Genomic DNA, 23,755 nt, shown 5'->3' with positions numbered 1-23,755 from the left:
CCGTCCTTGTCCCCGTAAGGGTGCCGCACCACCTTATCCACGCGTGATGGAAACGCAAGACAGCCAGCCCCCTTTGGGGCCGCCCCCGCCGGGGCAGATACCTGCCCTGCGGAACCGCATGCCCCGCCCCATCAAGGCGTGCCCGCGTGGCGGGTGCCGAGGGCAGGCCGAAGCAGCGTCTGCATCTACGGGCCCGCTCCATCCGGTTCGCCCCCGCCCGGCAGCGCAATGCCATCGCCCATAAAGAAAGGGCGCCCTCAAGGCGCCCTTTCTTCATTCATGCCGCCGGTGAATCAGGCAGCGACAACACGCACCATTTCCAGGCACTTGTTGGAGTAGCCCCACTCATTGTCGTACCAGCTGACCAGCTTGACGAAGGTGCCGTCCAGGGCGATGCCGGCTTCGGCGTCGAACACCGAGGTGTGGGTCTCGCCACGGAAATCGGTGGCCACCACCTTGTCTTCGGTGTAACCCAGGATGCCCTTCAGCGCGCCTTCGCTCTGTGCCTTCACTTCGGCGCAGATCTCGGCGTAGGTGGCTTCCTTTTCCAGCTCGACGGTCAGATCGACCACCGACACGTCCGAGGTCGGCACGCGGAAGCTCATGCCGGTGAGCTTCTTGTTCAGTTCCGGAATCACCACGCCCACGGCCTTGGCTGCGCCGGTGGAAGACGGAATGATGTTCTCCAGGATGCCGCGGCCGCCGCGCCAATCCTTGTTGGACGGGCCGTCAACGGTCTTCTGGGTGGCGGTGGCCGCATGCACGGTGGTCATCAGGCCGCGCTTGATGCCCCACTTGTCGTTGATGACCTTGGCCAGCGGGGCCAGGCAGTTGGTGGTGCACGAGGCGTTGGAGATGATGGCCTGGCCGGCGTAGGTCTTGTCGTTGACGCCGAACACGAACATCGGCGTGTCGTCCTTGGACGGGGCCGACAGGATCACCTTCTTGGCGCCGGCATCAAGGTGCTTCTGCGCGGTTTCCTTGGTCAGGAACAGGCCGGTGGACTCAATGACCACGTCCACGCCCACATCGCCCCACTTCAGGTTGGCCGGGTCGCGCTCCTGGGTCAGGCGGATCTTCTTGCCGTTGACCAGCAGGTTGTTGCCTTCGACGGCCACGTCGGCCTTGAAGCGGCCATGCACCGAGTCGTACTTGAGCATGTAGGCCAGGTAGTCCGGCTCCAGCAGATCGTTGATGGCCACGATCTCGATGTCGTTGCCGAAGTTCAGCACTGCCGAACGCAGCACGTTGCGCCCGATGCGCCCGAAACCGTTGATGCCGACCTTGATTGCCATGTTCACAAGCTCCTGCGGCCGCAAACCCGTTGCGGCGGGATGGAAAGGGGCCGCCATTCTAACAGCACCACCAGCCACTACTGCCCTTGCCTTCGGCCAGCACTACTGACTGCCGGCTGAGCGCAAACGCTTGTTTGATCAGGATCAAAGCGACAACCGGGCCGGGCCGGGACACTGGCGCCACCTCCACCACGTAACGGAAACAACATGCGCAAGACCTCCGCCCTGCTGCTCTCCGGCCTGGCCGCCGCCATGGCCCTGGCCGCCGCTCCCGCCATGGCTCAGTCCAAGGGCGACTGGACCCTGGGTGTCGGCGTACACGCCGTCGATCCGAAGTCCGATGCCGGTGACCTGAATGGCTCGGCCCTGGGCCTGGGTGCCCTGCCGACCAAGGTCGACAGCAGTGTCCGCCCGACCGTCACCTTTGAATACTTCGTCGCCGACAACGTGGGCATCGAAGTGCTGGGCGCGCTGCCCTTCAAGCACGAAGTCAGCATCAACGGGGTCGGCAAGGTCGGCGAAACCAAGCAGCTGCCGCCGGTGGTCTCGCTGCAGTACCACTTCGCCAACAGCAGCAAGGTCACTCCGTTCGTCGGCCTGGGCGTGAACTACACCAAGTTCTTCAGCACCGACAGCAAGGGCGCGCTGGCCGGCACCAAGCTGAAGCTGGAAGACTCCTGGGGCCTGGCCGCGCATGCGGGCATGGACATCGCACTGAGCGACAAGGGCGCGCTGCGTGTGGATATGCGCTGGGCTGACATCGACACCAAGGTGAAGGTCAACGGCGCCAACCTGGGCACCGCCAAGATCGATCCGCTGGTCTACGGCATGGCATACGTCTTCAAGTTCTGAGCCCTGCGCTAAACCTGCAAGGCAAGCACGCCGCTCCCCCGGGCCTTCCCGGTGGGAGCGGTTTTGCCTTGTGCGGCATGCCAAGGAACACGCCCATGCCGCTAGAATGCGGCGATGAAAACGTTTTCCACCCGCCAATTGCCGCTGCTGCTTGCCGCGTTCGTCATTACTTCGTTGTTGCCCGGCCAAGCCTGGGCGTGGGGTGCGCAAGGCCACCGGCTGGTCGCACGTGTCGCCGAACCCCTGCTGGACCCGCAGGCCAAGGCCGAAGTCCAGCGCCTGCTCGCTGCCGAGCCCGGCGCCACGCTGGACAGCATCGCCCCGTGGGCCGACCAGTTGCGTGCGCAGGACCCCAGCCTGGGCAGGCGCTCGGCGGGCTGGCACTACATCAACATGGGCGAGCAGGACTGCGCCTATGTTCAACCCACGCAATGCCCGGATGGCAAGTGCGTGGTCGAAGCCCTCAAGACGCAGTCCGCCCTGCTGGCCGACCGCAGCAATTCCGATGCCGCCCGTTTGCAGGCACTGAAATTCGTGGTGCACCTGATGGGTGACATCCACCAGCCGATGCATGCCGGCTACGGCCACGACCGGGGAGGCAACACGTACCAGCTGCAGTTCGATGGGCGCGGCACCAACCTGCACTCGTTGTGGGACAGCGGCATGTTCTATGCCCAACAGCGCAACGACGACCAGTTCCTGCAGCAACTGCTCACACTTCCCGCACCCGACGCTGTGCCGGGCCGCCCTGACCTGCAGCACGATGCTCCGCACTGGGCCGTGGAGTCCTGCCATATCGCCATGCGCAAGGACGTCTACCCGACGTCACGGAAAGTGGACGAGCACTACGCCAACACCTGGCGCCCCGTTGCCGAAGCGCAGGTACGCCTGGCCGGTGAGCGCCTGGCCGCACTGTTGAACACGCTGCTGGATCAGCCTTGAGCCGCGCGGGTGGACCGCCGCAGTGCTCCACCCGTTCTGCAGTTGGCAATCGGTGCGTCAGCGCAGGCCGCTCTGGCTGCGCACCTGCGCCTGCCCTTTCACCACCTCGAAGGTGAAGGCATACAGCAGCGTTACCGGCACCTCTTCCACCCGCTGCGCGCCGGTGCAATCACCGGCACTGGCGGCAGTCATTCCGGGTGCGAAATGGCAGATTGCCGCAGGCTGGAACACCCATTGCGTTGCCGCATCCATCGCGGCCTGTAGCAGCGAGGCGTGTTCGGATTCGCGCCCTGCGGCACAGCTGGTGTGCTCCAGCAGGGGCTCCACCCGCTCGACACGGCCATCGGCCGCCACGATCACACGCACGCACAAGGTGGTCAGCGGCAAGGTCTGCCGCGCGTAGTCTTCCGGCATGACCGGCGCGGGTGCATTGCGCGGCTCGGGCATGCGAAAGGTCTCCGTCGCCGCCAGCGTATAGGCCTGGATCGCCCCGGCACTGCCACCATTGCTCTCCGGCGCAAGCAGACGCTGGCCAAGGTTGTAGCGATTGTCCGCAGCCTCCTGCCGCGGTGCCGTGGTTGAACAGGCGCTCACCGCAAGACCCAGCGCGACAACGCATGCTCTCCGCCGGTTTGCCTGTGACCACCACGACAGGCGGCGCGGGAAAGAACCAATCACGAGGTCAGCTCCGAGGTCTGGGTTGTGGTTTCGTCCATCTCAAAGCGCACAGGTACGCGCACCTGCCCGGCAACCGCCTTGCCGTTTCTGCTGCCCGGGTTCAACCGCCAACCACGGGCAGCCTCCACTGCGGCGGCATCCAGATCCGCGTGGCCGGAACTACGGTCAACCACCACCGCCGCCACTGCGCCGTCGGCGGCCACATCAATCTTCAACCACACCTCGCCGGTATGCATGCTCGGCGGATAGCGCGGCGGCGACATCTTCGCAAAGCCCGGAATGCTCGCCGGCGTGGACGCCGGCTCGACGGCCGCGTGCCCGTTGCCTGCGACGGCATCCTGTCGTGCAGATTCCACTGGCGACACCCGCAACAGCACATCGAGCAGCGAGCCGCCTTCAGCGTTGGACACTTTCACCTGGGCAGTTTTCCCGATGGCGATCAGCAGGCGCGGGCGTGATGCCACGACACCATCGGCCTCCAATTCGCCGACCAGGCGCAACTGCCCGGCATCGGCGGCCTCCAGCGTGAACTCCGCATTCCAGGTCACGCCCTTGCCGGACTGCAGCGCGAATGCGAATGGCTTGCCCAGTTGTTCGCGAATCTGGAACTGCTGGCGTTCGCCATCGGCATCCACTTCAAGTGCGATGGCATGCAAAGCACCCTCAGCCGCAGCCTGCTGCGTGGCCGGCTGTGCCGCCCATGCGGCGTAGCCCAATCCGCACGACATCATCAACGACAACGTGCCCATCATCAGCCACTGCTTCCTGCCGGGAACCGGGCGCTTCAACATGGCGATACGCTCCTTCAACGGGTGGTGGTTCTGCCAGTGGCAACCCACCGGCAACGGCGACGATGCCAAGCCGGTCTTGAGCATGGCCTCGCCATAGCTGCGACGCGCGCCGCCCATGCGGGCAACAACGCGCTCATCGCATGACAACTCCTGATCGTCGCGGCAACGGCGCAAGGCCAGAGGCAGCAGGGGATTGAACCAATAAACGCATTGCATCAGTGCCAGCAGCGCGTTGATGACAATGTCGCCACGCTGCACATGCAATTGCTCATGGAGCAACACAAGCTGCTGCTCCTGCGGCGTGTAGCGCTGTTCAAAATCAGCGGGCAGGACGATTCGCGGACGCCATACCCGCATCACTGCAGGAAGGCCCTGCACCACCTGCGCCTGCCAGAGGCCATCCGGCCGTTGCTGCACATTGCCAAGACCGCGCACGAAGCGCCGCTGCTGGCGCATCAATGCCCACGCCGCCAGTACTGCCCCGCATGCCCACACAACCAGCAATGCCACTGGCCACATCGGCAAGGAGTACAGCGGCTCGACAAACACCGCACCAATGCCTGGTGCTGTATCACCGGCCTGCATCGCGGTAGCGACGACACGCGGTGCCGGCAGCAATACCGCCAACGTGGTCACCGGCACTGCCAACCACAGCAGATAGGCTGCACTGGCCCCCAGCCAACGCCGCACCGGCGTTCGCAGCAGGATGACCACCGTCATCGCCGCGCTCGCCGCCAGCGCGGTCATCAGCAACGCGCGGAGCAACTCAGTGCTGCTCATCATCCAGTGCCTCCAGCAGTTTGCGCAGCTCGGCCACATCATCACGGCTCAACTTCTGGTGTTGGCTGAAATGCGCCACCAGCGGCGCAACGCGGCCATCGAACAAGCGTTCAATCAAACTGCTGCTTTCTTCCAGCACCCAGGCATCACGCTGCACCAGCGGCGTATACAGAAAGCGGCGGCCGTCCTTGGTCGCACTGATCGCGGCCTTGTTGAGCAGGCGATTGAGCAGGGTCTTTACCGTGGCTTCGGCCCATTCATTGCCGCCCGGCAGGCGTGCGATCACCTCATCTGCGGACAGCGGATGCGCACGCCACAGCACCTCCATCACCACCGCTTCGGCTTCACTGATCCGGATCATCGTTTACATCCGTAAATTTTCATTGATTACATGAGTAAACGAATCCCGTGTCAAGGCCTCCTCAGGTGATTCAGCAGCCGCATGCTGTAATGCCGGCACCCCCGCAGATTCCGGACACCATGCCCCATCACGTGACCGACCTCGACGCCGCCGTGGACTGGCTGCTGAGCAATACCCAAGGGCCGTTGCGCATCGGCGCACCACTGGCACTGGGCAAACCGCACCGCCTGCTCAATGCCTTGTATGCGCGCATCGAACAGGACCCGACACGGCCGTTGCAGCTGTACACCGCACTGTCACTCAATCCGCCCCAGGCCAAGGGCGATGGCCTGGAAGCACGCTTCATGCGGCCCTTCGTCGAACGCCATTTCGGCACCGACTTCCCGCGCCTGGCCTATGCCGACGCCATTGCCCGTGATGCGCTGCCGGCGCATGTGCAGGTGGAAGAGTTCTACATACAGTCCGGCGCGCTGCTGCGTTCCTCGCAGGCACAGCGCAGTTACACCAGCCTCAACTACACCCACGCCGCCGATGCAGTGGCCCAACGCGCACCACACGCCATCGTGCAGAAGGTGGCCTGCCGCGACGGCAACCCACGCCTGTCGTTGTCGTGCAACAACGACATCACCCAGGACACCCTGGACGCCATGGCCGCACGCGGACTGCCCAAGCCCCTGCTGATTGCCGAGATCGATCCGCAGTTGCCGTGGCTGGGCGGCAGCGCAACGGTTGACCTGGATTTCTTCGATCTGGTCATCAGCCCGCCGGGGCCGTACCCGAAACTGTTCGGTCTGCCCCGGCAGCCGGTCAGTGATGCCGACTATGCAATCGGCCTGTATGCCAGCACCCTGGTGCGCGATGGCGGCACGCTGCAGATCGGCATCGGCACACTGGCCGATGCACTCAGCCACGCGCTGGTGCTGCGGCATACCGACAACGCACGCTACCGGCGGATCCTGCACGCGCTGGACCCGCAACTCGTCGACAACCCGCTGGTGCGTGAAGCCGGCGGCCTGGAACCGTTCGAGATCGGCCTGTACGGCTGCAGCGAAATGCTCAACGAGGGCTTCCGCAAGCTGGTGCAGACCGGCGTGATCTGGCGCAAGGTGCATGACGACCTGGGCTTGATGCAGCGCCTGGCCGACGGCACCGCCAGCAAGGGGGACCACGGCCGTCTCGCACGCGAGGGCGAGTACCTGCATGGCGCCTTCTACCTGGGCTCACCCGAATTCTATGACTGGCTGCGCAACTTGCCCGAGGCCGAATGCAGCGCCATCGGCATGCGCCGCATCAGCGAGATCAACCAGCTATACGGTGGCAACGAGGCACTGGAACGCCTGCAGCGACGCGATGCGCGCTTCTTCAACTCCTGCATGATTGCCAGTGCGCTGGGCGCGGCCACCTCCGATGCGCTGGAGGACGGCCGCGTGGTCTCCGGTGTGGGTGGCCAGTACAACTTCGTGGCGATGGCGCATGCACTGCCGGATGCACGCAGCGTCCTGATGTTCCGCGCCGTGCGCCAGGATGCCGGCAACGCGCAATCCAACGTGCGCTGGAACTATGGCCACACCACCATCCCGCGCCACCTGCGCGATGTTTTCGTCAACGAGTACGGCGTTGCCGACCTGCGTGGCCTGACCGACGAAGACTGCGTTGTTGCCATGGCAGGCATCACGGATACCGCATTCCAGTCACGGCTGCTGGATCAGGCCAAGGCCGCGAAGAAGCTGGACCGTGCATTCGTCGCACCAGAAGCGTGGCAACGCAATCAAGCCGACTTGCTTCGCGCCGCATTGGCGCCCTTCCGCGAGAACGGCAGCCTTCCCGACTATCCCCTGGGCAGCGACTTCACGCCCCTGGAGCAGGAGCTGCTGCGTGCATTGGCGTGGCTGAAGTCCCACACCCACACGCCGGTAGCCAAACTGCGCACGGTGTTGGCCTCGCTACGTTGCCCCGCCGGTGAGAACGAAGCCATGTACCTGCAACGGATGGGCCTTGATTCGCCAACGACGCTCGGCGAACGGCTGCAGGCCCGACTGATGCGCCTTGCACTGGCCCGGACACTGCAGGGCTGAGACAGCAGCAGCCGGAAAGGTTTCATGCCTTTCCGCGGATCAATCACGGCGCGCCGCCATGGAAGCGGCGGGCGCCCGCACGCCATGCCTTTGCATCAACCTTTTCAATTTTTGATCAAAGCCTGCGACGGCATGCCCACCGATCGAAAAGAAAAGGCGTGGTTGCACTGGCATTTTTCACTGCGGCGTGAACTGCATCACGGTGCAATTGCGATACGAAACAGAAACAAAAGAAAAGCACCCACATTTGAGACGTATCCGGTGGCGCCCGGCCATCAATAAGCCGTTCCATGGGACCACGCCTTCCGACACGACATGACGGAAAGCAGAAACAGCTTCGGTGACCCAAAGACGTCATCGCAACGCCATGCAACGCCACCTTTGCGATGTGCTCCATCGCAAAGGCGGAACCACCCACCCCATACCCCAAGTCAAAGGCTGACCTTAAACGATCAACGCCTCCCCTCTTCCTGCAAGGAGAAACACCATGTCCCCTGGAATCGAAAAGACCACGCAATCCGGTATCCATCACATCGACCAGCTGATCTCCTACCGGAAATGGACAGTGGGCGAGGACCGCACCATCACCTGGACCATTACCAAGGAAGATGCGGTTTTTTCTGATGAGCCTTATGGGATCCGGGGGGAACTGCCGTACTTCAAAGCCATTTCCAGTGATACAGACATCGCCAACATTCACAAGGCGATGGATGTCTACAACAGCATCCTCGACATCAACCTCAAGTACATCGACGAAAGGGTCGATGGCGAAGCCACGATTCGTTTCAATGGGCAGGACACCCAATCCGACTGGAGCATGGGCGGCGGCTGGGCCTACGGGGCCTTCGAGCAATCGTTTGGCGGCGACGTATGGGCATCCTGGTACTCCGGTTATGACGTCGCTTTCACCCTGCACGAAGTCGGCCATGCACTGGCGCTGGATCACCCTGGACATGCCACAGGACGTTACGCCCCGGGATTCACCACACTGGAAACGGTCATGTCCTATACAGGTGGCAAGAGCGTGCTGATGGTTGATAAGGACGACAACTACCTCGGCCGTGTGGAAACCGAAAGCCTCGGCATCTACGACATTGCCGCACTTCAGTACTTGTATGGTGCGAACACCAGCCACAACGCTGGCGACACGGTATACAAGTACGATCCAGGCACTGGCTTCTATACCACTATCTGGGACGGTGGCGGAGAAGACACCATTGATCTTTCCAGCTACAAGCATGGCTCCAGCATCAATCTCGCCGAAGGCAGTTACACCTCTATCACCTACGAAATCCCCGAAGGAATCAGTACCCACAACATTTACACCGGCGAGAATGCGATCGGAATCGCCTATGGTGCAGTGATCGAAAACGCAACGGGAACTCAGGGTGACGACCTCATCCAGGGCAATTCCGCAGCCAACAAGCTACTGGGTGGCGCTGGGAATGACCGCCTGTATGGATATGAAGGAAATGATCACCTCGAAGGCGGAATCGGCGATGACATTCTGGACGGCGGCGTCGGCGCGGACACGATGATTGGCGGCGCGGGCAATGACATTTACTACGTCGACAACGCCGCCGATGTAGTAATCGAAACGGCCGGAGGTGGGACCGATACCATTTATCTCTCCATCGATTGCACTGCTTCCAACAAGTACAAAAATGTTGAGAACTTCACGGCCATCGAGGATGGGAACACCCGAAACATCATGGGAAACTCCGAAAACAACCGTATCATCGGAAACTCCAACGCAAACACGCTTCACGGGTGCGATGGTGATGACATCCTCATCGGTGGAAAGGGAGATGATCGCCTGTATGGCGGCAGAGGCGACGACACCTTCATCTTCGACCGGGGTGACGGAAACGACACAATTCACCGTGGCGTAGGAACGCCCGAAGATTTTGACACCCTGTCATTCCGAAATGAAATCAGCAGTGATCAGTTATGGTTCAGCACCGACATCAAGCGCAAGAATTTAATAGTAAGTGTCATCGGCACAAACGATTCGGTCACTGTCGTAGATTTCTTCTCTCAACGTAAAAACATACTCGACGAAATAAACGTCGGTGACAGCAAATCCATGGATACCGACAACATCGACAAGCTGGTCGATGCGATGGCGGCCTTCGCGCCCCCTGCATTGGGCCAGACCAACCTGTCCAATGCCTACCAGCAGGCACTGGCGCCCGTACTCGCAGCAACCTGGGTCTAACAGGAAAGCGAGCCGTTGCAGAACTGACGAAGGGCCGGAGCATTCCGGCCCTTCTTCCTTTTTCAGCTGCTCCATCCTGCGTGCGCGGAGAGCTGGGCAGGTGAGCCCATGTCGCCGTCCAGAAGGCCATCTCCCGCATGCACCACGCTCTTCAATCACGCCCGTACAAGGCGCACTGGATCACCGTTCGCAGCAATTGGGACATATCCCGTGGCGTGTGCAGCGTTTCCTGTTTATCCATGGAGCCCCACTCGAATCAGACAGCCCTTCTCCGTCCCGCTTGATCGAGATGGCCGCTGCATCAGCAATGGAACAGGAAGCAACGGTGACAGCGCAGCAATCTCCGGCCTCAAACCAGGACAGTGGACTTGAGTGCCTTGTCACCCTCGCCAGGTTCCACAACATCGCCGCCAGTGTCGAACAGCTGCGCCACGAATTCGGCGATGGCGCGCATCACTTCAAGGTGGACCAACTGTTGCTCGCCGCACGCAGGCTCGGCTTGCGTGCAAAGCCGATCAACACCCGCCCCGAGCGATTGGCGCGGACACCCCTGCCGGCCATCGGCAAGGACGTGGACGGGAATTTCTTCATCCTTGCCCGCGTCGATCAAGGCAAGGCGCTTGTGCAGATTCCGGGCGAGGACCGCCCCCGGGTCATGGAGCTAGATGCCCTGCTCCAGCAATGGCCCGGGCGATTGATCCTGCTGCGCCCCGACGCGCCCACCACCGGCGATGCAGCCCGCTTCGACTTCACCTGGTTCATCCCCGCCATCGTCAAACACCGCAAGGTATTGACCGAAGTGCTGATCGCTTCGCTGTTCCTGCAGCTGTTCGCGCTGATCACTCCGTTGTTCTTCCAGGTGGTGATGGACAAGGTGCTGGTGCACCGTGGTCTGTCAACGCTGGATGTGCTGATGATCGGCCTGCTGGCGATCATGCTGTTTGAAACCGTGCTGAGCGGGCTGCGCGGTTATGTGTTTGCGCACACAGCCAGCCGTATCGACGTTGAACTTGGCGCGCGTCTCTACCGTCATCTGCTCGCACTGCCATTGGCCTACTTCCAGGCACGCCGCGTGGGTGATTCGGTGGCCCGCGTACGCGAGCTGGAAAACATCCGCAGCTTCCTCACCGGCAATGCCATCACGCTGGTGCTGGACCTGCTGTTCTGCGTGTTGTTCATCGCGTTGATGCTGCTCTACAGCGGATGGCTGACCCTGGTCGTCATCGTATCCCTGCCCCTGTATCTGCTGGTGACGCTGCTGATTACCCCAGTGCTGCGTGCGCGCCTGCAGGAGAGCTTCAACCGTGGCGCGGAGAACCAGGCATTTCTGGTGGAATCCCTGACCGGCATCGACACGCTGAAGGCGCTTGCGGTCGAGCCGCAGTCCTCGCGCCGCTGGGACAACCAGTTGGCAGCCTATGTCGCGGCCAGCTTCCGTACCCAGGTTCTGTCCACGCTGGCCAATGAAGGCGTCGGGCTGATTGGAAAGCTGGTCACACTGGCCACGCTGTGGCTGGGTGCGCGGCTGGTGATCGAAGGGCAGCTGTCGGTTGGCCAGCTGATCGCCTTCAACATGCTCGCTGGCCGCGTCGCCCAGCCCATCATGCGGCTGGCGCAGTTGTGGCCCAACTTCCAGCAGACCAACCTGGCCGTGCAGCGGCTGGGCGATATTCTCAATACGCATACCGAATCCTCCATGGGCAATCGGCACCCGCTGCCACCGTTAAGGGGAGCCGTGGAGTTCGACCACGTACGCTTCCGCTACCGGAACGACGGCCCGGATGTCCTCCAGGACATCACCCTGAAGGTGGCGCCCGGTGAAGTGATCGGGCTGGTCGGGCGCTCGGGCTCCGGCAAGAGCACGCTGACCCGCCTGCTGCAGCGCCTGCACGTTCCCGACAGCGGCCGCATGCTGGTGGACGGTATGGATTTGTCACTGGCCGATGTCAGTTCGCTGCGTCGGCAGATCGGCGTGGTATTGCAGGAAAACATGCTGTTCAACCGCAGCATCCGCGAGAACATCGCACTCACCGATCCGGGCGCGCCACTGGAATCGGTGACGCACGCCGCACAGCTTGCCGGCGCGCATGACTTCATCCTGGAGATGCCCGAAGGCTACGACACCCTCGTTGGCGAACACGGCGCCTCGCTTTCCGGTGGTCAGCGACAGCGCATCGCCATTGCCCGCGCACTGATGCGCAACCCACGCATTCTCATCTTCGACGAGGCCACCAGCGCCCTGGACTACGAGTCCGAGCGGGTGATCCAGCAGAACATGCAGCAGATCTGCCAGGGGCGGACGGTACTGATCATCGCCCATCGCCTGTCTGCCGTACGCCATGCAGATCGCATCATCGTCATCGAGCGCGGCCAGATTGCCGAGCAGGGAAGCCATGCACAACTGCTGGCACAGCCCGCTGGAATCTACGCACGTCTCCATGCGCATCAGCAGGGTTGACGGGGACACCATGACCATTTCCAACGGTGTTGTTCGAGAACTTGTCAGCCGCCACCTGGGCGCCTGGAACAATGCATGGCGCCGTCGTCGCAGCCTCGACGCGCCGCCACTGCAATCACACGAAATGCAGTTCCTGCCCGCCGCGCAGGCACTGCAGGAGACGCCGGTGCATCCCGCGCCGCGCTACATCCAATGGACCATCATCGCCTTTGCCTGCCTGGCTGTGGCCTGGGCCAGCGTCGGCAAGATCGACGTGGTGGCCAGCGCGGAAGGCCGCATCGTTCCCAGTGACCAGAGCAAGATCATCCAGGCGCATGAAGTGGCGGTGGTGAAAGCCATTCACGCCCGCGACGGCCAAACCGTGCGCGCCGGCGATGTCCTGGTTGAACTGGACGCCAGCCTCACCGGCGCGGATCTGGAACGGCTGAACAACGACCTGCTCGCTGCACAGGTGGACACCGCGCGTGCGCAGATCATGCTGGAGGCCATTGATCGCCAGCAGCCACCGTCCGACATCACCTCGCGCTTGCCCGATGCCGACGCCGCACAGCAGCAGGCAGCAAACGCGTGGCTGCAGAGCCAGTACCAGGAACTGCGCAGCAACCTGGCACAAAGCGAGGCGATGATTTCGCGGCGCAACGCGGAGATCCACGCCGCGCAACAATCGGCCTCGGCACTGGCGCAGATGCTGCCACTGACCCAGCGCATCACCTCCGACTACGCCAAGCTCGCCGGCGAAGGTCTTGTCTCCAAACACCACTACCTGACCAAACAACAGGAATTGATGGAGCAGGAACGGCAGCTGGCGGAGCGCCGCAGCCACATCGTCGAACTCAATGCCTCACGCCAGGAGGCTGTCGAACGCAGGGAAGGCACGCTGTCGCAATACCGGCGCACGGTGTTTGACCTGCTTCACCAGAACGAACGCCGCGCCAGCAGCCTGCAGCAGGAGCAGGTCAAGGCCGAACGCCGCGACATGCTTACCCGGCTTGCCGCGCCGGTGGACGGCACCGTACAGCAACTGGCCGTGCATACCGCCGGTGGCGTGGTTACCGCCGCACAACCGTTGATGGTCATCGTCCCCGCCGACCAGGCGCTGGAGATCGAAGCACAGCTGAAAAACAAGGACGTCGGCTTCGTCCGTGCCGGGCAGCCGGTGTCGGTGAAGGTGGAGACCTTCAACTTCACCAAGTACGGAATCCTGCACGGCACCGTCCTGCACGTATCGCAGGATGCCATCCACGACGAACGCCAGGGGCCGCTTTACAGCCTGCGAATCCAGCTACAGGAGAAGCATGTGCGTGTTGGCCGCGAGGATGTTCCGCTGACACCGGGCATGACCGTGCGTGCAGAGATAAGGACAGACCGGCAACGGGTAATCGAGTACTTCCTCAGCCCGTTCAAGAAGTACACCGCTGAAAGTCTGCATGAACGCTAATTTCTCCAGAGAAGAACAGATAGTGCGTCATGCCCGTAGTCCAGGTCTTCCAGACCAATGCACAGCTGAGGGATTGCGATTCGCCACAGAAAAGGCCGGGTTTCCCCGGCCTTTTCGTCAGCTCAAACCGCCGGCTGAATTCAGCCCGGCAGGTTTGCCTTCGCTGCGGCCACCACGGCTTCGGTGGTGATGCCGAAGTGCTGGTACAGCTTGTCGGCCGGGGCCGAAGCACCGAAGGTATCCAGGCCGACCACCGCACCGTCCAGGCCCACGTACTGACGCCAGAAACCCGTGACACCGGCTTCCACTGCAACACGGTTGCGCACCGCGTTGGGCAGCACGGATTCGCGGTAGGCCGCGTCCTGGCGGTCGAACACATCGGTGCACGGCATCGACACCACGCGGGTCTTGATGCCGGCGGCATCAAGTTCCGCCTTGGCGGCCATAGCCAGGCCCACTTCCGAGCCGGTGCCGATCAGGATCACGTCCGGCGTACCGGCGGCATCGGCCAGCACGTAGCCACCGCGTTCGATCTGCTTGACCTGCTCGGCGCTGCGCTGCTGCGGTGCCAGGTTCTGGCGGCTGAAGATCAGGCAGCTCGGGCCATCCTTGCGCACGATCGCTGCCTTCCAGCTGACCGCCGACTCGGCCGCGTCGCACGGGCGCCACACATCGTTGTTGGGGATGTAACGCAGCGAGGACACATGCTCCACCGGCTGGTGGGTCGGGCCGTCTTCGCCCAGACCAATCGAGTCGTGGGTGAACACGTGGATGACGTGTGCCGGAATCAGCGCGCTCATGCGCAGTGCGTTGCGGGCGTAATCACTGAACACCAGGAAGGTGGCGTCGAACGGCAGGAAGCCGCCGTGCAGTGCCAGGCCGTTGGCAATGGCGCTCATGCCGAACTCACGCACGCCGTAGTGCACGTAGTTGGCGTTTGCGTCTTCGCCGACCACGGTCTGCGCGCCCTTCCACAAGGTGAGATTGGAACCAGCCAGGTCGGCCGAGCCACCGATGATTTCCGGCAGCAGCGGTACAAAGGCCTGGATCGCGTTCTGCGATGCCTTGCGCGAAGCGATGTTCGGCGCTTCGGCCTGCACCTGGGCGATGTAGGCATCGGCCTGGGCAATGAAGTCGGCCGGCAGTTCGCCGTGCGAACGGCGGGTCAGTTCTTCAGCCTGCGCCGGGAACTGCGCGGCGTACTTGTCGAACAGCTGCTCCCACTCGGCCTGGCGCAGGGTGCCAGTACCGCCGGCACGCCAACCGGCGTAGATGTCTTCCGGAATCTCGAACGGGCCGTAGGGCCAGTTCAGCGCCTTGCGGGTGGCTTCCAGTTCGTCCTTGCCCAGCGGTGCGCCGTGGCTGGATTCCTGGCCGGCCTTGTTCGGCGAGCCAAAACCAATGGTGGTCTTGCAGCAGATCAGGGTCGGCTTGTCGAACTGCGACAGCGCCTGCTCGATGCCGGCCTTGATGCTTTCCGGATCGTGGCCGTCGACGCCGCGCACCACGTTCCAGCCGTAGGACTCAAAGCGTGCCGGCGTGTCGTCGGTGAACCAGCCTTCCACTTCACCGTCGATGGAGATGTTGTTGTCGTCCCAGAAGCAGACCAGCTTGCCCAGGCCCCAGGTGCCGGCCAGCGACGCGGCTTCGTGCGAGATGCCTTCCATCAGGCAGCCATCGCCCATGAACACCCAGGTGCGGTGATCGACGACTTCAAATTCCGGGCGGTTGTAGCGCTGTGCCAGCAGCTTCTCGGCCAGCGCGAAGCCCACGGCATTGGCAAAACCCTGACCCAACGGGCCGGTGGTGGTTTCCACGCCCGGGGTTTCGTGACGCTCCGGGTGGCCGGCGGTGTGGCTGCCCAGCTGACGGAAGGCCTTGAGCTGCTCCATCGGCAGGTCGTAGCCACTCAGGTGCAGCAGCGCGTAGTGCAACATCGAGCCGTGGCCGTTGGACAGCACGAAACGGTCGCGGTTGAACCAGTTCGGGTTGTTCGGGTTGTGGCGGTAGTAGTCGTTCCAGAGCACTTCGGCAATGTCGGCCATGCCCATCGGCATGCCGGGATGACCGGATTTGGCGGCTTCGACCGCATCAGCGGCAAGAAAACGGATGGCGTTCGCCAACTGGCGGCGGGTGGGCTGCGTCATGGTTTCGTCGGAATCAGGAGGCTCCCGCGGAACTGCGGGCGGCCTATTGTCCCACAAGCCACCGCGCGGTTCAGGCCGGAAAAACCTGACGATAGCTGGCATTGGTTTCCGTCGGCAGCAAGGTCCGGCGCCGGAATTTGCTTCCTGCACTTCCCCCTCTCCCCACCCCCTCTCCCGCAAGGGGAGAGGGGCTTTGAAGCTGCAATTGCGGGAAATGCATCAACTCGACGTAGACCGAGCCCCTCTCCCCATGCCGGGTGAAGCGGGCCAGCTTGCGAACCACTGGTTCGCGGCCCCTTTAGCGCCCATGCGTAAACGCAAGGGCCGGGGCGCGGGGCGGGGGTTGGGGAGAGGGGGCGCTCTCACGCGCAACACCAAGCCCCAATCGCCCCGCCGGCAACCCGCACCCCGCCCACGGAAACAAAACGGCCACCCTGTTCAGGATGGCCGTCGAAAGGGCGCCGGGGTCGTACGGCAACTCATCCTTGCGGGAGCTTGTGCCCGGCTTCCTCATCGCTTTCGCCACGCGCCACCAGGGTGGTCAAGGCCAGATCGCCGGTGACATTGAGCGCGGTACGGCACATGTCCAGGAAGTGGTTCACGCCCAAAATCAGGCCGATACCGACCGGATTCACCCCGACCATCGCGCAGATCAGGGCCACCACCGGCAACGAACCGGACGGCACACCCGCCGTGCCAATGCCGCCGAGGATGCAGACCACCATCACCATGAACTGCTGGCCGATGCTCAGGTCCACGCCAAAGAACTGCGCCAGAAAGATCACCGTCACGCCCTCGAACAGCGCCGTGCCGTTCTGGTTGGCAGTGGCGCCCACGGTCAATACGAAGCGCGACACCTTGTGCGGGAAGCCCATCTGGTCGGCCACGCGCAGCGCGGTCGGCAAGGTGGCGTTGGACGAGGCGGTGGAGAACGCCATCAACGTGGCCTCCTGCGTCTGCCGGAAAAACGCCAGCGGCGAACGCCCCGCCAGCTTCACCGCGATGCCGTAGCTGACAAACATGTGCAGCGCCAGCGCCAATACCACCACGCCCACGTAGGCGCCCAGCTTCATCAACAGGCTGAAACCGAAAATGGCCGCCAGGTTGAACATGAAGCAGGCCACCGCATACGGCGCCAGGCGGATGACCAGGTTGATCAGGGTCATCGAAATCTCGAACAGGCCCTCGATGGCCTTGCGCAGCGTGGCCACCTTGTCGGCCGGCGACAGCACCATGCCAATGCCCAGCATCAGCGCGAAGAACATCAGCGACAGGATCTTGCCGTTGTCAGACGCCGCTTCAAGCACGTTGTTGGGCACGATGGACAGCAGCATCTCCATGCCCTTGGGCTGGGAGCCAACACCGGCCACGATCTCCTTGCTGCGCTCGGCGTTCTCGGCAAGCAGTTGCGCGGCCACGGCCGGGTCCACACCCGCGCCCGGCTTGAACAGGTTGACCAGCACCAGACCGATCAGCACGGCCACGCCGGACAGCACAATGGTGTAAGCCAGCGACTTCCAGCCAATGCGACCCAATGCGCGGATGTCGCCCATTTCCGATACGCCCATCACCAGCGCCGAGAAGATCAACGGCACGATGAGCATGAAGATCAGGCTCAGGAACAGCCCCGACACCGGAGTCGTCAGGTAGGTGGTAACCGCATGCACCCAGGCCGCGCCCGGGCTGAACATGTGCACGATCAGGCCAAGCAGCAGGCCAATGCCGAAGCCAATCGCGATCTTCCAGTGGAACGGCATTTTGGCCGTGGACGGTGCGGCATTGGCCATCATTGGTTTCCCTCCGGAGAATCGTTCAGCTTAACAGACGATATACAGCGGCCCTTTTGCCGTGTTCAACCGGGGTAGAGAGGGTCAAGCACGGGCTTTTCCGCCACCACCTGGCCTCGCCAGCGCGGCCCCTGGCGGAAAACCTCACGCAGGCGCGCCCTGGCCGCAGCCACATCGCCCTCGCCCGCCCAGCGGGCACGCTGCATGCGCTCCAGTGCCTGCCGCTGTGATTCGTCGTCCAGCCTGGCCATCACCGCATCCAGGTCATCAACGCCAGCCATCGCCGCGAGGATATGCACAACCTCGTCCAGCCCCCCCGCATCCAAGGCCCGGCGCAGGTCAGCCTGGCTGTAGCGCGAGCGGTGCGGTTGGCTGTTGCCTGGTGCGTCGTGCTTGCCGGCGGCAGGCGCGCTTCGCCGTGACAAGCCCCAGATCAGCGTGACCAGCCACAACAGGGCGAAACCCGCCGCCAGCGCCGGCCACAACCACGGACGCGCCGTTGCACCCGCCACCGCCAGTGCTTCGCTCGGCACTCCCGCAGCGGCCTGCGTCGGCTGTATCAGCGGTGGTGCTGCGACACCGCCTGCGCCCTGCTCCACGTTCAACTGCAGATCCGGCAGGGTTGCGGTGCGTGCCTGCCCTGCCTGCACATCCCACCAGGCCATGCCAATGCCCGGCACGGTAAGCGTACCGGCCTGCTGCGGCACGATGGAATAGCGCCGGGTCAGCTTCAACTGCGGGCTGCCGCCGTTGAAGGTCTCGTCATACTGCGGCGGCTCGGCAAACACCTGCGCACTGTCACCCAGCGACGGCACCGGCAATTCCGGGAACTGTGCCTTGGTCACGCCATTGGCGGTGGCTTCAACCACGATGGTCGTCGCCTCGCCGGTGCGGCCCTGCGTTGGTGCGGCGGTGTAACGCAGTTGCAGGCCCTTGAGCGGCAACCACGGCTGCGGCGCGTCGGCGGGCGTGGCCCGTACCTGCAATGTCTGGTCCGGCCCGCGTGCGCTGAGCTGGCCGTTGTCGCGGCCAAAGAAATCATCGAAGAAACCGCCCACGCCCTGGCCGCTGAAACGCGCCCCCTTCACCTGCAACGCACCACTGCGCTCAGGCACCAGCAGGAAACGGCGTTCCACCACGTTGTACCGCCGGCCACCGATCTCGCGCGATGAAGTGCGGTCATCACCCACACGCTGCAACGAAGCACCGGCCGGCGTATCCAGCACCAATTCCCCGGAGGCGAGCTGCGTGGCGAAGAACAAGCGCACCACCACGCCCACGCTCTGCTGCACATAGGGCTGGCTGTCGTCCACCTCGGTTTCGATGAAGGCCAGCGCGTTGCTGTCACGGCCAGCGACAACGGCCTCCCCAACTACCAACGACAATGGCGTGGTCTGTGCATTGCCCACACGCAAGGCAGGAATCACCAGCGTGCCAGTCCGTTGCGGGGACAACGCAACGGCAAACAGTGCGCTGTTGCTGACCGAGCCATTGCGCAGTTGCACCTGTCGGCTGCTGCTCTGGTTGCTCAAGGTGAAATCGGCACGCAAGGGCGTGTAGTCCGGTGCAGCGCCCTGGTCGGTCTCGATGTTGAGGGTGACGGTTTCGCCCTGGCTGACACTGTCGCGGTCCAGCCAGGCGCGGGTCTGCGCCTGCGCTGCGCCCACACCGAGGCCCGCGAGCAGGAACAGCAGCGCCCACGCCTTGAACTGACTGAATCTGTTGCCTGCCTTCATCGCCGTTCCCGCAACCGTCGCTCGTATTCGAGCAGGAATTTCGCCTTCAACAGATCACCCGGTTCATCGGGTACCCGCTGCATCCAGGCGTCAATCGCCTGCTGCTGTTCGCGCTGCTGTGGTGTCATCGCCGCGCGTGCTGTGGCGGCGGCATCCGTCTGGTCATTGGACTGCCCCTGGCGCTGCTGCATGGCCTGCTCCATGCGCTGACGCTGGGCCTGATCCGCCTGCTGCTGCTTGCCTGCATCCTCGCCTTGCGGATCGTTCGGTTCCTGGGGCGGCCCACCTTGATCGCCGGGGCGCGATTGTTGCCCCTGCTGGCCTTCTTGATCCTTGCTGCTGGACGATGGTGGCTGGCCCTGCTGCGATGGTTGCTGTTGCTGCTGGCCCTGCTGCTGGCCTTGCTGCGGATCCTGCTTCTGCGGATTGCTGGAATCCTGACCCTGCTGCGGCTTCTGCTTGCCGCTGCCGCCCTGCTGTCCCTGTTGCGACTTTCGCTTGCGTGCCGCATCCACCGCGGCGCGGTTGGCCACGGCATCTTCCATGCCCGGATGCAGCTGCAGCGCACGGTCGTAGGCCTTGACCGCATCATCCAGCCGCCCCTGCCGCGCCAGCGCATTGCCGAGGTTGTACCAGCCCTGATCAGAATCGATGCCCTCGAAGCGCTTCTGCGCGGTGGCGAAATCACCCTGCCGGTAGGCGTCCACGCCTTCGCTGAGTTGTTGGTGCTGGCGCTGGTCCGCACGCTGCCACCAGCCGCCCTGCTCGGCGGCAACAGCCGGCTGCATCATCGGCAGCAACGCACACAGCGCCAGCAACGGCAACACGCGGCGCGGGCGACGGAATGCAAACAACGCCAGCAGCAGCAAGGGCAGCAGCAACCAATACCCTTCGTCCTGCCAGGACTTACCTTGCTCGCCCTGCTGGCGGCCAGCGGACTGCAGTTCCGGCTGCAACACGTCCAGCGCCTGAAGGTCGGCATCGGTGCTGGCGAGGCGCTGATAGCGTCCACCACCGGCAAGCGCCAACGCACGCAGCGATGCTTCATCCAGATGCGCATGCTCAATGCCGCCACGCGAATCGCGATATGAGGCGCCCTGCACGGTACCCAGGCCCAGCACCGACACGGCGTGCCCGGCCGCGCGCAACCGTGCAGCAGCGGCGACAGCGGCAGCGTCGGCATGGTCGGTCAGCAACAGCACATCGCCATGGCGTGCACCCGACTGCTTCAGCAGATCCGCCGCCCAGGCCAGCGCATGGTCGGTCTTCTGCCCGTCCAACGGCATTACCGCCGGAGACAACGCGTCCAGAAACAGCGCGACATTGGCCGCGTCATCGGTCAGCGGCGCGACGGTGAAAGGTTCCCAGGCGTAGGCAATCAATGCGACTTCGCCGCCTTTGCGCTCACGCAGCAACGTCGCCAGTTTTGCCCGTGCCTGCAGCAGCCGCGAAGGTGGAAGATCCGTAGCGCGGATGCTGCTTGAGAGGTCCAGCACCACTACCAACGGTGTCCTGGATTCCCACAGCGGTTGTTCCACCTGCCGCCAGCTCGGCCCGGCCAATGCCAGCACCGCCAACAGCAGCCCCAACGCCAGGCCCGCGCGCCCCCACCAGCGCTGCCGGCCTGCGCCAGTCAGCAGATGCGGCAACAGGTGCGCATCCACCGCGTCCTGCCAACGCGTACGCCGCCGCTGCAGGTAATGGCTGCCCAGCAGCGCTGCAGGCACCAGCAGCAGCGCCCACAACCATTCCGGGCGCAGAAAGTGCAGTTGCTGCCAAAGATTCATGCGCGCAGCCCCCGCCAGGCCAACGCGAGCACGCCCAGCATCAACGCCACCGCCAGCGGCCATTCATAGCGCTCGATGCGCGGACGTACCGCCGGGCCAGTGCTCTTTATCGGCTCCAGCCGGTCCAGCTCGGCGTAGATTCCAGCCAGCTCGTCGGTGTCGCGCGCGCGGAAGAAACGACCGCCGGTTTCGTTGGCGATCCTGGTCAGGGTTTCTTCGTCCACCGGATCTTCATTGCTGGGCAACTGCACACCGAACAACGACGCCTGGCCGCTGCCCCCGAATGCAATCGTGTACACGCGCACGCCCTCGGCCTTTGCCAGCTCCGCCGCTTTCAGCGGTTCCAGCGCACCGGCCGTGTTGACGCCATCGGTCAACATGATGACCACGCGCTGCCCCTGCGGCTGCTCACGCAGACGTTTGACCGACAGCGCGATGGCATCGCCCAGCGCTGTTTCACGCCCGGCCAGCCCGACCACGCTGTCGCGCAATTGTTCACGCACGGTGGCGCGGTCGGCGGTGAGCGGCGTCAGGGCATAGGCGCGTTGGCCAAACACCACCAGACCAATGCGATCCCCCTCACGGCGGTCCAGGAAGTCAGCCAGCACCGCCTTTGCTGCGGTCAGGCGGTCCACGACCCGGCCACCGAGTCGCATGTCCGGCTCCTCCATGCTGCCGGACAAATCCACAGCCAGCATCATCTGCCGGCCTTCGCGCGGCGGTTCAACCGGCTCACCCAGTTGTTGCGGCCGTGCCGCCGCCGCGCACAGGAACCCCCATGCCAGCCACAGCAACAATGCCGGCAGCCAGCCTGCAGCGCGCCCGCGTACCGCCTGCAGCTGCAACTGGGCCGGGTTGTAAGGCACGCGCAATGCTGGCGCGCTGTCATCACGCAGCGGCCACCACCGCATCACCACCGGCACCGGCAACAACACCCACAACCAGGGCCATGCAAATACTGGCCACCATGCGGGCACCATATCGAGCAAGGCCTGCATCAGCGCTTCCCTGCCATCAACTCAAGAAACCGCGTGCGCGCCAATCGACAGGCACGCTCAACCGCCTCGGTATCCACCTGCGGGCGGAAGCCGCCTTCCAGCAGCACGCGTCCTTCGCCATTGCTGAAGGCATCGCCTTTGCGCCCGTCGAGAAAGCGCAGCCACGGCTCGCCGTGCAACAACGCCGCCTGCGCATCCACCCGACGCGACGCACGGCGCAACAACTCCGACGCGGCAGCCAAGCGGCGCGGCCCGCTTTCGCTCGCAGCCAATTGCTGGTCAAACAGCTGCTTCCAACGCTGAAGTCGTCGTTGCCGGCGCAGATACAACGCGGCAGCAACCGCCGCCGTCAGCACGATTACGGCAATCACCAGCCACCACCCCGGCGCCAGCGGCCACCAGCCCGGGGCCGAGGGCAGGTGCACGTCCCGCAGTGGCAATTGCGCCGCGATCATGCCGGGCTCCGAAGGCCGGCGGTACTCAACCAGGCATCGCTGGCATCGTCGCTGGACAAGGTGCTGACCCGGATACGGCGGCCAGGCAGCTGCCGCAACAGCGCTTCCACCGGCCCAACCAAGGCTTCATGCCAGGCGCTGCGCACCGGCTCGGAAGCCAGGTCAAACCGCATCCGCCCTGCTGCCGTCGCCACCGGCAGCACGCATTCCGGCGGTGATACTTCCAAAGGATCCACCAGCAGCAGCAACTGCACCTCCACATGCATGGACAGCGCCGACCACACGGCAGCCGGCACCGCACTGGCGCTGGCCGGATCAGCCAACACCACCGCCCGCGCGCCCGGATGCAGCACGCGTGCGGCACGCTCCAAAGCGAACTGCAGGCCCGCATCGTCGGAGGGCGGTTCGGCATACCAACGCGTCAGCGCATCCAGCACACGCAAGGCACCGCGCGTTCCGCCAGCAGGTGGCACCAATGATTGCTGGTGACATCCACGCAAGGCGGCCAGGCGATCACCGTCACGCAATGCCGTCCATGCCGCTACCGCGCCAGCGCGGGCGGCCTGCACCGATTTGAATCGCACGCGCGTGCCGAAGTACAGCGCAGCGGCGGTATCGACCACCAGCAAGGTCACCCGCTCGCGCTCGGTCTGGAATGTCTTGGTATGCGTGGCGTCGGTACGCGCGGTGAGCTTCCAGTCAATGTGACGTGCATCGTCACCGGCCACGTATTCCCGTGATTCGGCGTATTCCATGCCACGCCCACGCATCGTCGAGGCCGCACGCCCGCTCACCGCATAGTGGCCGCGTCGCGCCGGCCGGCCCTGCATTGCAACCTGACGCAGGGCAATCAACTCGGCCAGCTGCGGCCGCAAGCCCACCTGCACCGCATCACCTCGCGCGTGTTCGCCGGAGGCGCGTACATTCATCGCAGCCACCGCAGCCGGCACTCAGGAA

General features: G+C 63.9%; 18 protein-coding genes. 7 read left to right on the top strand and 11 right to left on the bottom strand.

Going from position 1 to position 23,755, the window contains the following annotated elements; genetic code table 11:
• Positions 1-293 precede the first annotated feature (293 nt).
• Positions 294-1,295: a type I glyceraldehyde-3-phosphate dehydrogenase gene (gene gap / locus ACVOLO_RS02695; protein ID WP_481568734.1), complete on the bottom strand. Its 1,002-nt coding sequence runs from the start codon at positions 1,293-1,295 to the stop codon at positions 294-296.
• Positions 1,296-1,502: 207 nt separating this feature from the next.
• Between gap and ACVOLO_RS02690 the strand changes: the two genes are divergently transcribed.
• Positions 1,503-2,147: an OmpW/AlkL family protein gene (locus tag ACVOLO_RS02690; protein ID WP_481568733.1), complete on the top strand. Its 645-nt coding sequence runs from the start codon at positions 1,503-1,505 to the stop codon at positions 2,145-2,147.
• A 114-nt stretch (positions 2,148-2,261) separates the two neighbouring features.
• Positions 2,262-3,089, top strand: a complete 828-nt coding sequence (locus ACVOLO_RS02685) for a S1/P1 nuclease (RefSeq protein ID WP_481568732.1) — start codon at positions 2,262-2,264, stop codon at positions 3,087-3,089.
• A gap of 57 nt (positions 3,090-3,146) precedes the next feature.
• Here the strand turns inward: ACVOLO_RS02685 and ACVOLO_RS02680 are convergent, their stop codons facing one another.
• The 3 genes from ACVOLO_RS02680 to ACVOLO_RS02670 all read right to left on the bottom strand — a co-directional run bounded on the left by ACVOLO_RS02680 (position 3,147) and on the right by ACVOLO_RS02670 (position 5,696).
• A complete protein-coding gene (locus ACVOLO_RS02680; RefSeq protein WP_481568731.1) occupies positions 3,147-3,683 on the bottom strand; it encodes an energy transducer TonB in 537 nt (178 codons plus the stop codon).
• Positions 3,684-3,763: 80 nt separating this feature from the next.
• On the bottom strand, positions 3,764-5,341 hold the full coding sequence (locus tag ACVOLO_RS02675; RefSeq protein WP_481568730.1) for a TonB family protein: 1,578 nt from the start codon (positions 5,339-5,341) through the stop codon (positions 3,764-3,766).
• Positions 5,325-5,696: a BlaI/MecI/CopY family transcriptional regulator gene (locus tag ACVOLO_RS02670; protein WP_481568842.1), complete on the bottom strand. Its 372-nt coding sequence runs from the start codon at positions 5,694-5,696 to the stop codon at positions 5,325-5,327. Before ACVOLO_RS02670 ends, ACVOLO_RS02675 begins: the two co-directional genes overlap by 17 nt.
• Before the next feature lie 122 nt (positions 5,697-5,818).
• Here ACVOLO_RS02670 and ACVOLO_RS02665 point away from each other — a divergent pair, with 122 nt between their 5' ends.
• From ACVOLO_RS02665 to ACVOLO_RS02645, 5 genes are all read left to right on the top strand, one after another.
• Positions 5,819-7,774, top strand: coding sequence for an acetyl-CoA hydrolase/transferase C-terminal domain-containing protein (locus ACVOLO_RS02665; RefSeq protein WP_481568841.1), 1,956 nt, complete (start codon positions 5,819-5,821; stop codon positions 7,772-7,774).
• A gap of 24 nt (positions 7,775-7,798) precedes the next feature.
• Positions 7,799-8,056: a hypothetical protein gene (locus ACVOLO_RS02660; RefSeq protein ID WP_481568729.1), complete on the top strand. Its 258-nt coding sequence runs from the start codon at positions 7,799-7,801 to the stop codon at positions 8,054-8,056.
• A 205-nt stretch (positions 8,057-8,261) separates the two neighbouring features.
• Positions 8,262-9,992: a M10 family metallopeptidase C-terminal domain-containing protein gene (locus ACVOLO_RS02655; protein ID WP_481568728.1), complete on the top strand. Its 1,731-nt coding sequence runs from the start codon at positions 8,262-8,264 to the stop codon at positions 9,990-9,992.
• A gap of 307 nt (positions 9,993-10,299) precedes the next feature.
• Positions 10,300-12,450: a type I secretion system permease/ATPase gene (locus ACVOLO_RS02650; RefSeq protein ID WP_481568727.1), complete on the top strand. Its 2,151-nt coding sequence runs from the start codon at positions 10,300-10,302 to the stop codon at positions 12,448-12,450.
• A gap of 10 nt (positions 12,451-12,460) precedes the next feature.
• Positions 12,461-13,888 (top strand): HlyD family type I secretion periplasmic adaptor subunit, encoded by a 1,428-nt coding sequence (locus tag ACVOLO_RS02645; RefSeq protein WP_481568726.1) that lies wholly within the window; start codon positions 12,461-12,463, stop codon positions 13,886-13,888.
• A gap of 140 nt (positions 13,889-14,028) precedes the next feature.
• On the opposite strand, the gene tkt is transcribed toward ACVOLO_RS02645, so the two are convergent.
• The 7 genes from tkt to ACVOLO_RS02610 all read right to left on the bottom strand — a co-directional run bounded on the left by tkt (position 14,029) and on the right by ACVOLO_RS02610 (position 23,727).
• Positions 14,029-16,035 carry a transketolase gene (gene tkt, locus ACVOLO_RS02640; RefSeq protein ID WP_481568725.1) on the bottom strand — a complete coding sequence of 669 codons (2,007 nt, stop codon included), beginning with the start codon at positions 16,033-16,035 and terminating at the stop codon, positions 14,029-14,031.
• A gap of 479 nt (positions 16,036-16,514) precedes the next feature.
• Positions 16,515-17,822: a dicarboxylate/amino acid:cation symporter gene (locus tag ACVOLO_RS02635; RefSeq protein ID WP_481568840.1), complete on the bottom strand. Its 1,308-nt coding sequence runs from the start codon at positions 17,820-17,822 to the stop codon at positions 16,515-16,517.
• 65 nt (positions 17,823-17,887) lie between these two features.
• Complete coding sequence (locus tag ACVOLO_RS02630) at positions 17,888-19,558, bottom strand: BatD family protein (RefSeq protein WP_481568724.1); 1,671 nt, start codon at positions 19,556-19,558, stop codon at positions 17,888-17,890.
• Positions 19,555-21,345, bottom strand: coding sequence for a vWA domain-containing protein (locus ACVOLO_RS02625; protein WP_481568723.1), 1,791 nt, complete (start codon positions 21,343-21,345; stop codon positions 19,555-19,557). The genes ACVOLO_RS02630 and ACVOLO_RS02625 overlap by 4 nt, the downstream gene beginning before the upstream one ends.
• A complete protein-coding gene (locus ACVOLO_RS02620) occupies positions 21,342-22,343 on the bottom strand; it encodes a vWA domain-containing protein (protein WP_481568722.1) in 1,002 nt (333 codons plus the stop codon). The genes ACVOLO_RS02625 and ACVOLO_RS02620 overlap by 4 nt, the downstream gene beginning before the upstream one ends.
• Positions 22,343-22,798 carry a DUF4381 domain-containing protein gene (locus ACVOLO_RS02615; RefSeq protein WP_481568721.1) on the bottom strand — a complete coding sequence of 152 codons (456 nt, stop codon included), beginning with the start codon at positions 22,796-22,798 and terminating at the stop codon, positions 22,343-22,345. The genes ACVOLO_RS02620 and ACVOLO_RS02615 overlap by 1 nt, the downstream gene beginning before the upstream one ends.
• A complete protein-coding gene (locus tag ACVOLO_RS02610; protein WP_481568720.1) occupies positions 22,795-23,727 on the bottom strand; it encodes a DUF58 domain-containing protein in 933 nt (310 codons plus the stop codon). Before ACVOLO_RS02610 ends, ACVOLO_RS02615 begins: the two co-directional genes overlap by 4 nt.
• Positions 23,728-23,755 lie beyond the last annotated feature (28 nt).

The sequence above is a fragment of the Stenotrophomonas sp. STEN056 genome (assembly GCF_056759635.1).
This window is presented reverse-complemented; position numbering and strand designations above follow the sequence as displayed.